Annotated in this window: 9 protein-coding genes and 1 pseudogene; 4 read left to right on the top strand and 6 right to left on the bottom strand. The window is 66.9% G+C overall.

Going from position 1 to position 12,753, the window contains the following annotated elements; genetic code table 11:
* Nucleotides 1-17: 17 nt before the first annotated feature.
* The 3 genes from nirB to GEM_RS26470 form a co-directional block, all read right to left on the bottom strand.
* A complete protein-coding gene (gene nirB, locus GEM_RS26480) occupies nt 18-2,468 on the bottom strand; it encodes a nitrite reductase large subunit NirB (protein ID WP_014900499.1) in 2,451 nt (816 codons plus the stop codon).
* Between the two features lie 322 nt (nt 2,469-2,790).
* Complete coding sequence (locus GEM_RS26475; protein WP_014900498.1) at nt 2,791-4,191, bottom strand: MFS transporter; 1,401 nt, start codon at nt 4,189-4,191, stop codon at nt 2,791-2,793.
* Between the two features lie 541 nt (nt 4,192-4,732).
* Nucleotides 4,733-5,065: a DUF2322 family protein gene (locus GEM_RS26470; protein WP_014900497.1), complete on the bottom strand. Its 333-nt coding sequence runs from the start codon at nt 5,063-5,065 to the stop codon at nt 4,733-4,735.
* Nucleotides 5,066-5,214: 149 nt separating this feature from the next.
* Here GEM_RS26470 and GEM_RS26465 point away from each other — a divergent pair, with 149 nt between their 5' ends.
* The 3 genes from GEM_RS26465 (at nt 5,215) to GEM_RS26455 (ending at nt 8,192) form a co-directional block, all read left to right on the top strand.
* Nucleotides 5,215-7,152 carry an AMP-binding protein gene (locus GEM_RS26465; RefSeq protein WP_272148413.1) on the top strand — a complete coding sequence of 646 codons (1,938 nt, stop codon included), beginning with the start codon at nt 5,215-5,217 and terminating at the stop codon, nt 7,150-7,152.
* Nucleotides 7,153-7,435: 283 nt separating this feature from the next.
* Nucleotides 7,436-7,762, top strand: a complete 327-nt coding sequence (locus tag GEM_RS26460; RefSeq protein ID WP_014900495.1) for a thioredoxin family protein — start codon at nt 7,436-7,438, stop codon at nt 7,760-7,762.
* Between the two features lie 10 nt (nt 7,763-7,772).
* Nucleotides 7,773-8,192 (top strand): secondary thiamine-phosphate synthase enzyme YjbQ, encoded by a 420-nt coding sequence (locus GEM_RS26455; protein WP_014900494.1) that lies wholly within the window; start codon nt 7,773-7,775, stop codon nt 8,190-8,192.
* Nucleotides 8,193-8,330: 138 nt separating this feature from the next.
* On the opposite strand, the gene atsR is transcribed toward GEM_RS26455, so the two are convergent.
* Genes atsR through GEM_RS26440 form a run of 3 tightly spaced genes read right to left on the bottom strand, consistent with a single transcriptional unit; the run spans nt 8,331 to nt 11,577 of the window.
* Complete coding sequence (gene atsR, locus GEM_RS26450) at nt 8,331-10,142, bottom strand: hybrid sensor histidine kinase/response regulator AtsR (RefSeq protein ID WP_014900493.1); 1,812 nt, start codon at nt 10,140-10,142, stop codon at nt 8,331-8,333.
* Nucleotides 10,143-10,151: 9 nt separating this feature from the next.
* On the bottom strand, nt 10,152-10,652 hold the full coding sequence (locus tag GEM_RS26445; protein WP_014900492.1) for a molybdopterin-dependent oxidoreductase: 501 nt from the start codon (nt 10,650-10,652) through the stop codon (nt 10,152-10,154).
* Nucleotides 10,653-10,701: 49 nt separating this feature from the next.
* Nucleotides 10,702-11,577 (bottom strand): response regulator, encoded by an 876-nt coding sequence (locus tag GEM_RS26440; RefSeq protein ID WP_014900491.1) that lies wholly within the window; start codon nt 11,575-11,577, stop codon nt 10,702-10,704.
* A 352-nt stretch (nt 11,578-11,929) separates the two neighbouring features.
* Between GEM_RS26440 and GEM_RS26435 the strand changes: the two are divergent.
* Nucleotides 11,930-12,518, top strand: a pseudogene (locus GEM_RS26435) (tetratricopeptide repeat protein).
* Nucleotides 12,519-12,753 lie beyond the last annotated feature (235 nt).

Raw genomic sequence — 12,753 nt, 5'->3', positions numbered from 1 at the left:
TGGCAGTGGCGGCGGCATCAGCGGCCGGCCGTCTCGACGGCGATCGGGGTGAACTGGCGCAGGTCGACCTGCGCGTCGTCGGTGTCGTGCCACGGATCGGGCTCGTCCTTCAGCGCGAACTGCAGGCGTTCCCACAGCGCCGCGCGGTTGGCGGCATCGTCGAGCACGCGCGCCTTCACATGGTCGAGCCCGACGCGTTCGAGGTAGTGCACGGTGCGCTCCAGATACCAGCCCTCCTCGCGATAGAGCTGCAGGAACGCGCCCGCGTACTCGAGCACTTCCTCGTGGGTCTTCACCTTGCAGAAGAATTGCGCGACCTCGGTCTTGATGCCGCCGTTGCCGCCGACGTAGATTTCCCAGCCGGAATCGACGCCGATCACGCCGACGTCCTTGATCCCCGATTCCGCGCAGTTGCGCGGGCAACCCGACACCGCGAGCTTGACCTTGTGCGGCGCGTACATCCGCCACAGCGCGCGTTCGAGCTGCTGGCCCATCAGCGTCGAATCCTGCGTGCCGAAGCGGCACCATTCGGAGCCGACGCAGGTCTTCACGGTGCGCAGCGCCTTCGCGTATGCGTGCCCGCTCGGCATCCCGAGGTCGTGCCATACGCCCGGCAGGTCTTCCTTCTTCACGCCGAGCAGGTCGATGCGCTGCCCGCCCGTGACCTTGACGGTCGGAATCGCATACTTGTCGACGACATCGGCGATGCGGCGCAGCTCGTCGGCGGTCGTCACGCCGCCCCACATGCGCGGCACGACCGAATAGCTGCCGTCTTTCTGGATGTTCGCGTGCGCGCGTTCGTTGATGAAGCGCGATTGCGGATCGTCCTTCGCATCGTGCGGCCAGGTGCTGATGCAGTAATAGTTGAGCGCCGGCCGGCAGCTCGAGCAGCCGTTCGGCGTGCGCCATTCGAGGAAGTGCATCGCGGCCGGCACCGACAGCAGCTTGTGCTCGCGAATCGCAGTGCGCACTTCCGCGTGCGTGCGGTCCGTGCAGCCGCAGACCGGCTTCGCCTTCGGCGACGCCGAATAGTCGCCGCCGAGCGTCGACATCAGGATCTGCTCGACGAGGCCCGTGCACGAACCGCACGACGCGGATGCCTTGGTGTGCTTGCGCACGTCTTCCAGCGTGAAGAGCCCCTTCTCCTTGATCGCGCCGACGATCGTGCCCTTGCAGACGCCGTTGCAGCCGCACACCTCGGCCGTGTCCGGCATCGCCGCCGCGTGCGTGACGCCGCTGTGCCCTGTGTCGCCGAGGCTCGTCTCGCCGAACATCAGCGTCTCGCGGATGTCAGCGATGTTGCGGCCCTCGCGCAGCAGCTTGAAATACCACGCGCCGTCGGCGGTGTCGCCGTACAGGCACGCGCCGACGATCCGGTCTTCCTTGACGACGATTTTCTTGTAGACGCCCGCGAGCGGATCGGACAGCGTGATGTCCTCGGTGCCTTCGCCGCCGAGGAAGTCGCCCGCGGAATAGAGATCGATGCCGGTCACCTTCAGCTTCGTCGACGTGACCGAGCCGACGTAGCGGCCGATGCCGAATTCCGCGAGGTGGTTCGCCGCGACCTTGGCCTGCTCGAACAGCGGCGCGACGAGCCCGTACGCGATGCCGCGATGGTTCGCGCATTCGCCGACCGCGTAGATGCGCGGGTCGTAAGTCTGCATCGTGTCGCTCACGACGACACCGCGATTGCAGTACAGGCCGGTGCTTTCCGCGAGTTCGGTGTTCGGGCGGATGCCGATCGCCATGACGACGAGATCGGTGTCGAGCGAGTCGCCGTCGGCGAAGCGGATCGCGCGCACCCGCGTGCCGTCCGGGCCGTCGCTTTCCAGCGCGGCGGTCTGCTTCGACATCAGGAACTTGAGGCCGCGTGCTTCCAGCGACTTGCGCAGTAATTCGCCCGCGGTCGCGTCGAGCTGCCGCTCGAGCAGCGTCGGCGCGAGGTGGACGACCGTCACGTCCATGCCGCGCAGCTTCAGGCCGTTCGCGGCTTCGAGGCCCAGCAGCCCGCCGCCGATCACGACCGCACGGCGATAGTGCGACGACGCGTCGATCATCGCCTGCGTGTCGGCAATGTCGCGATAGCCGAGCACGCCGTCGAGTCCGATCCCGGGGATCGGCAGCATGAACGGATTCGAGCCGGTCGCGAGCAGCAGGCGGTCGTACGGCGCTTCGGTGCCGTCGTCGGCCACCGCGACCCGGCGCACGCGGTCGATCTTCACGACCTTGCGGCCGGTCAGCAGCTTCACGCCATGCTGCTCGTACCACGCGTAATCGTTCAGGACGATCTGCTCGAGCGTCTGCTCGCCGGCCAGCACCGGCGACAGCAGGATCCGGTTGTAGTTCGGATGCGGTTCCGCGCCGAACACCGTGACGTCGTACAGATCCGGGGCCAGCTTGAACAGTTCCTCGAGCGTGCGTACGCCCGCCATCCCGTTGCCGACCATCACCAGCTTCATCTTCCGCATTCCGACGTCTCCTAGGCGTTGAGCGTGCAGGTCGCCCCGCGTGTCAAGGAGACAAAAAGCAAGCGACATGCCAATGGCGTCGGGCCGCGCCCCGGTGCGATGCACGCAGGCGGGTGCGCACCGCGTGCATGCGCGGCACGGCCTACGTTGGTGCATCGCAATGCAAGTCGGTGCACGGGCGCCGACGCGATCGATTCGTCAGCGGATTACCGTCACGCGCGGGTCGCGACGCGTGCCGTGCGAGCCGCCCCCGGTTCGACATTTCGCTCGCGGCACGGGCCGCTCCGGTTGCGCGGGCCGTGGTTCCGGCCCGCGGCGGCGGTCACTCGGCAAGGTGCGTGATGCCGTGCGCCGGCAGCGCCGGTATGCCGGCGGCGCGCGCGTCGCCGGGCATGGCCCAGCCAAGCCATTGCGCACGCAGCAAAACGAGTGCGCCGCATGCACAGGCGGCGAGGGCGCCGAACGTCACGAAGCCGAGCTGATAGCTGCCGGTGCTTTCCTTCGCGATGCCCATCACGACGGGCAGATAGAAGCCGCCGATGCCGCCCGCGGCGCCGACGATGCCGGACAGCAGGCCGGTCTTGCCTTGCCAGCGGTGCGGCACGAGCTGGAAGGTCGCGCCGTTGCCGAGCCCGAAGGCGACGTACAGGCAGATCAGCAACGCGATGCCGCCTGCCAGCGGCGGCATCCAGGCGGCGAACGCGAAGTCGGCGACGGCAATCGCGGCGAGCAGCACGATCAGCGTGCGCACGCCGGTGACGCGATCCGCGATGAAGCCGCCGAGCGGCCGCACGATGGCGCCAAGGAAGGCGAGCAGCGACATGAACAGGCCGGCGTCGATCTTCGGCATCTGGTACAGCGACGTCAGCAGCAGCGTCACGTATGACGACATGCCGACGAAGCCGCCGAACGTGATGCTGTAGATCAGCATGATGACCCACGTATCGCGCTCGGCGAGCACCGCGCGGTAGCGCGCGGGCAGGATCGCGATCGCGAGCAGCGCGCCCATCACCGGCAGCAGCAGCACGCCGGTCTTGCCGGCCCCGAACAGCCCGCCGTGCACGGCCAGGACGAGCGCGACGAGGCCCGCGAGCGTGATGGCGAACGCGCCGAGCGCGCGCGGCACGCTGCCGGATTTTTCGCCGCGGTCGTCGGCCCACGCGATGATCGCGAAGCCGGCAATCGCGAGCAGCGGCAGCGCGGCGGCGGTCGAGAGCTTCCAGCCGACCGCGGCCGCGATGTGCGGAAACATGAAGCCGTCGAGCACCGCGCCGATGTTGCCGGCCGCGGCGAGGCCGAGCACGAGCCCCTGCACTTTCGGCGGATAGCTGCTGCCTGCCATCGGCAGCGCCACCGCGAAACTCGCACCGCCCATGCCGAGGAACACGCCGAGGACGAGCAGCAGTGCATACGACGGCGTGCCGGGCACGCACGGCAGCACGATGGCCGGCAGCGCGGACAACACGACGCCCATCAGCGCGATCGTGCGCCCGTTCGCGGATTGGTACAGGTTGCCGAGCGTCACGCGCAGGATCGCCGCGGCGAGCACCGGCACCGCGACGAGAAAGCCCTGTTGCGCGGCGGACATCGCGATGTCCTTGCCGATGAACGGCGCGAGCGGGCCGTACAGCACCCAGACGGTGAAGCCGGTGTCGAAATACAGGAAGCACGCGAGCAGCGAGCGCCAGTTGCCGCTCTGCAGGGAGGTGCGCAAACGCGTCATGGTGGTGACCTCTGCGGATTGCCGGTCGGACGCCGGCGGGATCGGTCCGAACATCGCAAGGCGCCGGTACGCGGCGTCAGATCGTTGTTGGCAATATGTATGCCAGCAACCGCGGATATCGACGGATGCGGCGACGGGCCTGGTTCGCAGCGGGAGAGGGGGGCGTCACGACGATCGGTGCGACGTGGCGGGGCAGCACTGTCAGCGTGCGCGCGGCGCAGCGGCGGTGCGGCGATGCACTGGGATGATTCGGGATGCTGTCGATGATCGGGCGAGGCTGCCGGGATGGGACAGGCGGTCGCTGGCCTGGCCGCGCGGGCAACGCATCGCATGGCGCGCGTGAGGTGCGGCGCGGTTGTGTCGATACGTGTTGGCGAGTTGCGCCGATTCGTTCACCGCGGATGGCGCGCGGCAATCCCGCGGAGGTGGACGAGCGCGGAAGTGACGTGCGGCCGGCGAGCGCGTGGCGATCGGACCACGTGCGTCTGCAGCCGCCGCAGCGCGACGGCTGCGACGGCTCGCCGGCCATCCGGCGCGTCGCTCAGTCCTTCGCGACCACGTCGATGCGCAGCGCTTCGCCGCCGGCGACGATCGCCAGCAGACGATCGACGTTCGGGTGCGCGCCCGGGCGGTTGCGTGCGTCGGCGGTGTGCTCCGCGAACACGGCGAGACCATGCTCGGCCGCCTTCGCATCGAGCGTGCCGAATGCCTGCTTCAGGTAGTTGTACACCGCGAGCGAGCCTTGTTTGCCCGGCTGGTTCTCGATGCTGGCGACCACGTCGCCGTTCGCGCCGACGAGATCGATGCGGGCGATGCCGTCGATGGCCGGCAGTTGCGCGAGGTTGTCCTTGAATACTGGGGTCGGTTGAATCACTGAAAATACTCCGTCGGTTCGGTCATGGGCCAATCGGCGTGGCCGGCCGTATCTTATCCGATCGGCCTGGGTGCGCCGGCCCGCGCGGTCAGCCGAACGCGCGGCAATGCCATTCGTGTGACGATTGCGGAGGCGAGCGCGATGCGGCGATGCAGCTTCGGGCACCCGCGCATTGCGTAACGCGGCATCATGAAATACCGTGGACGACAACCATCGACAACGTCGAACTCCTGACTAATGCGCGTAACAGGCGCGAAGCGATTCGCGTGGCTGCTGCGGGCGCAGGGCGTGATCGAGCCCGGCTGCACCCGCTGCGACTGGTCTGCAAGAACCCGGAGGGCGCGCGCGTGCGGCGGAACCGAACCGGGCCATCGGTGACAGGGAGGCGTGCGATGACGCTGCCGGATGATGCGACCGTACTGGAGCGCTTTATCGCGTGGGAGTCGGAGCGTCGCCACCACACCTATCTGACGCAGCCCGGTCCCGACGGTTCGGTCGTCGATTACTCGTGGGGCGAGGTCGGCGACCAGGCGCGTCGCGCGGCTGCGTATCTCGTCTCGCTTGGTTTGCCGAGGGGAAGCCGCATCGCGCTGCTGGGCCGCAACAGCGCGCACTGGATCGTCGCCGATCTGGCCATCATGATGGCCGGCATGGTCAGCGTGCCGCTCTATCCGGCATTCAGCGCCGAGTCGGTGCGCTACGTGCTCGGGCACAGCGAAGCGAAACTGCTGCTGCTCGGCAAGCTCGACGGCATCAACGACAACTGGGCCAACATTCGCGAGAGCCTGCCGGCGGATTTGCAGCAGGCGGCGCTGCCGCTGTCACCGCGTCGGGACCTCCTCCAGTGGAGCGAGATCCTGGCCGCGCATGCGCCGCTCGCCGACGTGCAGTTGCCGGCGCTCGACGAGCCGGCCACGATCGTCTATACGTCGGGCACGACCGGGCAGCCCAAGGGCGTGGTGCTGTCGCACGGCAGTCTCGCTGCCGCGTACCTCTCGATGCTGCGCAGCGGTCACTGGGACACCCGGCAGACCGCGCGCGGCTTTTCGTATCTGCCGCTCGCCCACGCGGCCGAGCGCGCGGCGGTGGAAGTCGCGTCGCTCGCGTTCGGTTACCGCGTGTTTTTCGCCGACTCGCTGGCGACCTTCGTCGACGACCTCAAGCGCGCGCGCCCGACCGTCTTCTTCTCGGTGCCGCGGCTCTGGACGAAGTTCCATCTCGGCATCAACGAGAAGCTCGCCCCGCGCACGCAGCGCTGGCTGTTCGCGGTGCCGGTGGTGGGACGGATCGTCAAACGAAGGATCCTGCGCGAACTCGGGCTCGACCAGGTGCGTCTTGCCTTCACGTCGTCCGCGCCATTGCCGGACAGTCTGATGCGCTGGTATCGCGACCTCGGTCTCGAACTGCTCGATGTCTACGGGATGACCGAAAACTTCGCGATCTCGCATGCCAATCTTCCCGGCTGCCCGCGTCTGGGCAGCGTCGGCCGGCCGCAGGTCGGGGTCGCCGCCCGCATCGGCGCGGGCGGCGAGATCGAGGTGAAAAGCCCGACCCAGATGCTGGGGTACTACAAGGAACCCGAGCTGACCGCGCGGCTGACGACGGCAGACGGCTATTTCCGGACGGGGGACTGCGGCGAAATCGATGCGGACGGTTTCCTCAGGATCACCGGGCGCATCAAGGATGCGTTCAAGACGCTCAAGGGCGAATATGTCGCGCCTGCGCCGATCGAGCAACAGCTCGCGACGCATCCGCTGCTCGAAGCCGTCTGCGTCGCTGGCGCGGGGCTGGCCATGCCGTTCGCGCTGCTGATGCCGTCGGCCGACACGCGCATGGCAGTCGCGGCCGGCCGGCTCGACCGGGCGGTGTTGACACGCGAGTTCGCGGTGCTGCGCGAGCGCGTCAACGCCGGCGCGTCCGCGCACGAGCGGTTGCAGTTCCTCGTCATCGTCAAGGACACCTGGACGGCCGAGAATGCGCTGCTGACGCCGACGCTGAAGATCCGGCGGGGTGCGATCGAGGGGCGTTACGCACAGTGCGCGGGTGAGTGGGCCGCGCTCGGGCAGCCGGTCGTCTGGGAAACCTGACAGTCGCGCGAGCGATCGTCGAGAGCGGATGTTGGTTCGGTGACGCGATGCGGAGCGTTGATGGTCGGGCCTTCGTTGCGGGGATCCGTGTGCATGCTGATCCCGTCGCGACCGTGCGGCGCCCCGCATCTTGTCGTGTCATTCGAATGAAGCGGGGCGGGCCGCCGGCCTGGCGGCCATCGGCATCGCGCGGCCTTTTCCGCTACAGTGGGAGATTGCAGGCCACGCACGCCGCCCACGCCGGCACGACGCGGCCGTCGCGCAATCGCACACGAGGGCCCCGATGGACACTGAGCAACGCTACACCGCCAACGCGCCGACACGCGCGGAAGTCGACGCACTGGCCGGTACCACCGTCATCGAGTTCGGCGCGAACTGGTGCGGGATTTGCGCGGGTGCGCAGCCCGCGATCGTCGCGTCGTTCTCCGCGCATCCGGCCGTGCGGCATCTGAAGATCGAGGACGGCCCGGGCCGGCCGCTCGGTCGCTCGTTCGGCGTGAAGCTGTGGCCGACGCTGGTGTTCCTGCGCGACGGCGTCGAAGTCGCGCGCGTCGTGCGCCCCGCCGATGCGAAGCAGATCGAAGCCGACGGCTTCGCCGCGCTCGCCTGAGGTCGTCATCATGCAACAGGCCATCACGCACATCGGCGTCGACGCGCACGGGAGCGGCCTCGTCGAGTTCACGCCGCAGGTACGGGCATTCGTCGACCAGCAGGCGATCCGTACCGGCCTGCTGACCGTGTTCTGCCGCCACACGTCTGCGTCGCTGCTGATCCAGGAGAACGCCGACCCGTCGGTGCAGCGCGATCTCGAACGCTACTTCGCGGCGCTCGCGCCCGAGGACGACACGCGCTACGAACACGACACCGAAGGGTCCGACGACATGCCGGCGCACCTGCGCACCGCGCTCACGCAAGTGCAGCTGTCGATTCCGGTCGAGCACGGACGCATGGTGCTCGGCACCTGGCAGGGCATCTACCTGTTCGAGCATCGTCGCGCGGCGCACCGCCGCGATATCGTGCTGCACCTGATCGGCGAGTAAGCGAGTAAGCGAGTAAGCGAGTAAGCGAGTAAGCGAGTAAGCGAGTAAGCGAGTAAGCGAGTAAGCGAGTAAGCGAGGGTACGCGATGGAAAGCGCGGGAACGCAAGCACGCGAGCCCGTGACGGATGGCCGCCGCGTTCAGCCGAGCAGCTTCTCGACGAGCGCGCCGAGTTCGCGCAGGTGAACGGGCTTCGGCAGGAATTCGTCGAACACCTGCTGGTTCTCGCGCAACTCGGCCGATTCGTACGCGCTGACGCCGAGGATCGACGGGAACCGGCCGTCGTCGTCCGGTTGCGCGACCATCCGGATGCGGTGCGCGACTTCGAAGCCGCTCAGGTCCGGCAGCTCGAGATCGAGCACGACGAGGTCGTAATGCGCGTCGCCGAAGCGCGCAACGCCTTCGTGCCCGGTGCCGCACAGATCGGCGTCGAGACCGAGCGCCGACAGCATCGCGCCGAGCGTTTCGCGCGCGTTGTCGTTGTCGTCGACCACGAGCGCGCGGCGGTTGCGTTGCGCGGCGGCGGCTAGCCACGCGGGCGCGTCGCCGGCCGTTTCGCCGGTATCGGGTACCTCGGCCGGCAGCGTGACGACGAACTCGCTGCCTTCGCCGACGACGCTGCGCACGTCCACATGGCCGCGCAGCGTCGTGACGATTTCGCGCACGACGGCGAGCCCCATGCCGATCCCGTCCACATGCAGGCCGACGGCGTCGTTCGCGCGGTAGAACGGCTCGAAGATCTTCGACAGATGCGGCTTCGCGATGCCGGCGCCCGTGTCGCGCACGGCGAGCTTCAGCTGCCGGCCGGCCGGCGCGTCGACGAGCGTGATCGCGATGTCGATCGATCCGTCGGCCGTGTACTTCACCGAGTTTTCGATCAGGTTCGACAGCACCTGCCGCAACAGCTTGCGATCGGAGCGGATCGCGAGATCGTGCGGCTCGACCTGTTGCGCGACGTCGATCCGCTTGGCCGTGATTTTCGCACGCAGCGGATCGAGCACCTCGGCGAGCAGCGACGCCATGCCGACGGTCTCGGATTCGGCGAGGCGCTTGGTCGAGCGCAGCTTGATGTAGTCGGTCAGGTCCTTGACCAGCGCTTCGAGCGACGACGCGGAGTTCTGCAGCCGCCGGATCGTCTTCAGGTTCGCGTCGGACTGCGGCCGCGCGAGCAGGATCTCGATCGACCCGCAGATGGCCTGCAGCGGTGTGCGCAGTTCATGGCTGACCATCCCGAGGAACGCGTTCTTCGCCTCGATCATCTCGAACGCGCGGTCGGACGCCTTGCGTTCCGCGTCGAGCGCCGCGTCCTGCCGCTCGAGCAGGTCGTCGCGCGTGCGCATCGTATAGAACAGCAGCAGGAACAGCGCGCACAGGATCACGCCGAGAATGATGCCGAGCGCTAGGATCGCCCGCTGTTTTTCCTTCAGCTGATGGAACGTGAAATCGCGCTGCGCCATCTCGATCGCGCGGAAGTCGTTCGCGAGGCCGTTGACCTTCGGCCAGTACGTATTGACCTCGTCGATCACGCGCGGCGCGTCCTTCGGTGCGGCGCGCAGCAACGGCACGTCCTGCTTCAGGCGCGCCATGAATTCGCCGAGCGCCGCGATCTGGGCGCGTGCGCGCGGGATGCGCAGCCAGTATTCGGACACCTCGGACGGCCGCTGCAGGAACCCGAACGACACCGACAGGCTGTCGAGCTGCGTCTGCACGTGATCGTAGTCGTCGTCCACGTGGGTCGCGTAGAGAATCAGCTGGCGGTCGAAGCGCGTATAGGCATTGCGATATTGCGCGGCGGTCCAGAACACGCCTTCACGCGGCCCTTCGAGCACGCCCTCGTTGACCGACGTCGCGAGCAGGTCCCACAGCAGGAACGCCCACGCGGCGAATCCCAGGATCCACAGCGATCCCAGGACCACGATGACTTTTCGGTTCTTCCATCGGCCACGTGTCATGTCGCCTGCTTACTTCACCGTCAGGCCGATGATCTGCCATGCGAACTTGGCTTCGCCGAGCGGCGTCTTCAGTTCGTCGGGATACTGGTCGCGCGGATACATGACCCACAGCGGGCCGTAGTTGTCGTTGCCGAGCACCTTGCCGTTCATCGTGCGCGCGAGGATCACGCCGTACTTGTCGGCATCCGACACCGGGATCGTGAACGTATATTCGTCGATGCAGCGGAACTCGATCTGCGTGCCGTGCGCATCGACGGTCTTCAGCACGTCGGACAGGCGCGGGCCGGTGAAGGTCGCCTTCGGCGTCCAGCTCGTCGACGTGACGATCGTGTGCTGCGGCAGCGCCATCAGCGCCTGCTCGGAAAAGACGAACATCGTCTTGCCGGGCTGGTTGCCGCGGCCGATCTTGCCGTCGACGGTAAACGTGAACGACGCGGCCCAGCACGCGGCGGCCGTGCCGAGCAGGCCGGCCGTGAGCAGGCTCTTGATCCAGATGGTTGAAACTCGCATGTCTTTCCCCTTGGTCGTGTTCGTGTGCAGGTCGGTTGTCGGCGTGGTCTCAACTCGCGGCGGCGGCGACGGCCGGCAGCGCGACCTTCAGTTCGCGCGCGACTTCGGCGAACAGGATCGGCAGGCGCACGGGCTTTTCCTCGCAGCGCGCGTTGTAGTGCGACACGATGTGCGCGATCTCGTCCTCGCTCGCTTCGCCGGTCGAGATCTTGCCGGTCAGCAGGAAGATCGGCGCGCCGCCGTTCTCGCTCGACCGGATGCCGCGCACGAGCTCGGCGGCCGTCTGGTCGCCGAGCATCCAGTCGAGGATGTAGCCGTCGAAATCCTCGACTTCCAGCGCCTTGCGGAACGACGCGCCGTCGTAGTAAGGGATCGCGTTCACCCCTTTTTCGATGAAATATTCACATACCGTCTCGGCGACGTCGTGCGAGTCGTCGACCACGGCGATCCGCGCCGCGTACACGTTCGGCTGGCTCGAGCGCAGTTCGACGACGTCGACCGGATACGTGCGCCCCTCGCGCGCGTGCTGGCGTTCGGTGACGATCCATTCGCCTTGCCATTGCAGCGCGACGAAATCCGTTTCGCTCTGGCTGCTGGCCTTCGCCGAGATCGCGGCGCGGCAGCGGAAGCGGCGCGACTCGATCACGAGCGTCGCGTCGATCATCTCGGCGGCGGCCGGCTGCGTGCCCTTGTCGTCGAGCAGGATCGCGGGCGGCACGCCGAAGTGCGTCGCGATGTCCTGCAACTGCGACAGGTTCCACGGGATCAGGCCTTTCATCTTGCGCGTGACGACCGAGAAGCTGAGACCCAGCACGTTCGCGATCGTCGTGTTGTGACTGCGCGGCGGAATGCCGTTGCGCGTCAGCAGATCGCGCACCTTGGTGGCGGTGATGAGATCGACGTTGGCCTGCTCGCTATTGGACATCTCGACGGGGTCTCCTGGGTTTTAGCGACGAAGAGCATATTCAAAAGTGACGCGATATGCAAACTTTGAAATCGCGAATCACCTTGACATGCCATATTTCTCCATTATTATTGCTCACCACGTCACTATTGTTTGTTGCGTCAGGTTTGGAGGCCGGTGTCGACAGCAGTCGACCCAGCGAAAGGCGGCAGCCAGCGCGTGACTGAACGATTCGAAGAGAGCCTGAGAGAGCCTTGGACTGCGTGTCGGCGTGGGTGAATTGTATTCGCCTCGCCGCACGCAAGCCGGGTACGTGCTCGCGGGGGGATGGCGCGAAGCAGTGCGGCGCAAATAAAACGCAGGGAAAGCGCAAATGGTTCGCCGTTTGCTGGCACCGGGGTTGCTGTTGCTGGTGGCCGCGTGCGCGCGGGATCCGTCCGTCACCGGCAACACGGTGCGGATCTGCGACGATACAGGTTGTTCTGGCCACCCAAAAAGATCAGGTTTCCTATCAAAATAAGGGCGATGCGGACGACCGTTGGGATCCGCGCATCGTGTCGCTGAAGCAGGCCGCGAAGACCCAGCCGAAGGCCGCGTACGACCTCGGCCTGCGTTGTTTCCGCGGCGACGGCGTGCGCCAGGACAGCTACCAGGCACTGAAGTGGATGCGCGACGCCGCCGAGCGCGGCGACCTGAACGCGCAGAAGGCGCTCGGCAGTTTCTACCTGTTCGGCCTCGAGGAGACGGGTTCCGATCCGCGCGAAGCGGACAAGTGGCTGTCGATCGCGGCGAGCCGCGGCGACAAGGAATCGAAAAAGCTGCTCGAGCTCGCGCGCAAGGCGAAGAAGGAAGACGAGGAAGACTGGAAATGGCGCACGCAATGGCGTGATGTCTATTACGACTACTGGTACTCGGGCTATCCGTACTACGGCGTCAGGCATCAGACGTACTGGTACGACTGACCGGACCGAAAGCAACGGGGGCTGCCGCGGGGAGACCACCATCGCGCGCCGTGCCGGGGAGTTTATCGAAGTTCGCACGAACACATAAACCGAACAGCGACTCGATCGATCGATAACGACATGAAGACCATCCTTTCCCAACGTCTCACTCAAGGTGCGCTGGGTGCAGGGTTTTGCGCGTCCGTCGCCGGTTGCGGCGGCATGGTGACGCCCGGCGCGAATCGAACGCGGCTTG

The organism is Burkholderia cepacia GG4 (assembly GCF_000292915.1).
Taxonomy (GTDB): Bacteria; Pseudomonadota; Gammaproteobacteria; order Burkholderiales; family Burkholderiaceae; genus Burkholderia; species Burkholderia cepacia_D.
The sequence above is the reverse complement of the archived record's forward strand: the minus strand, read 5'-3'. Positions and strand labels throughout refer to the sequence as shown.

Bases quoted from the DNA above. Each gene is read 5' to 3' on its own strand.
- nirB (WP_014900499.1), bottom strand. From the start codon at position 2,468: ATGCGGAAGATGAAGCTGGTGATGGTCGGCAACGGGATGGCGGGCGTA.
- GEM_RS26475 (WP_014900498.1), bottom strand. From the start codon at position 4,191: ATGACGCGTTTGCGCACCTCCCTGCAGAGCGGCAACTGGCGCTCGCTG.
- GEM_RS26465 (WP_272148413.1), top strand. From the start codon at position 5,215: ATGCAGCTTCGGGCACCCGCGCATTGCGTAACGCGGCATCATGAAATA.
- GEM_RS26460 (WP_014900495.1), top strand. From the start codon at position 7,436: ATGGACACTGAGCAACGCTACACCGCCAACGCGCCGACACGCGCGGAA.
- GEM_RS26455 (WP_014900494.1), top strand. From the start codon at position 7,773: ATGCAACAGGCCATCACGCACATCGGCGTCGACGCGCACGGGAGCGGC.
- atsR (WP_014900493.1), bottom strand. From the start codon at position 10,142: ATGACACGTGGCCGATGGAAGAACCGAAAAGTCATCGTGGTCCTGGGA.
- GEM_RS26445 (WP_014900492.1), bottom strand. From the start codon at position 10,652: ATGCGAGTTTCAACCATCTGGATCAAGAGCCTGCTCACGGCCGGCCTG.
- GEM_RS26440 (WP_014900491.1), bottom strand. From the start codon at position 11,577: ATGTCCAATAGCGAGCAGGCCAACGTCGATCTCATCACCGCCACCAAG.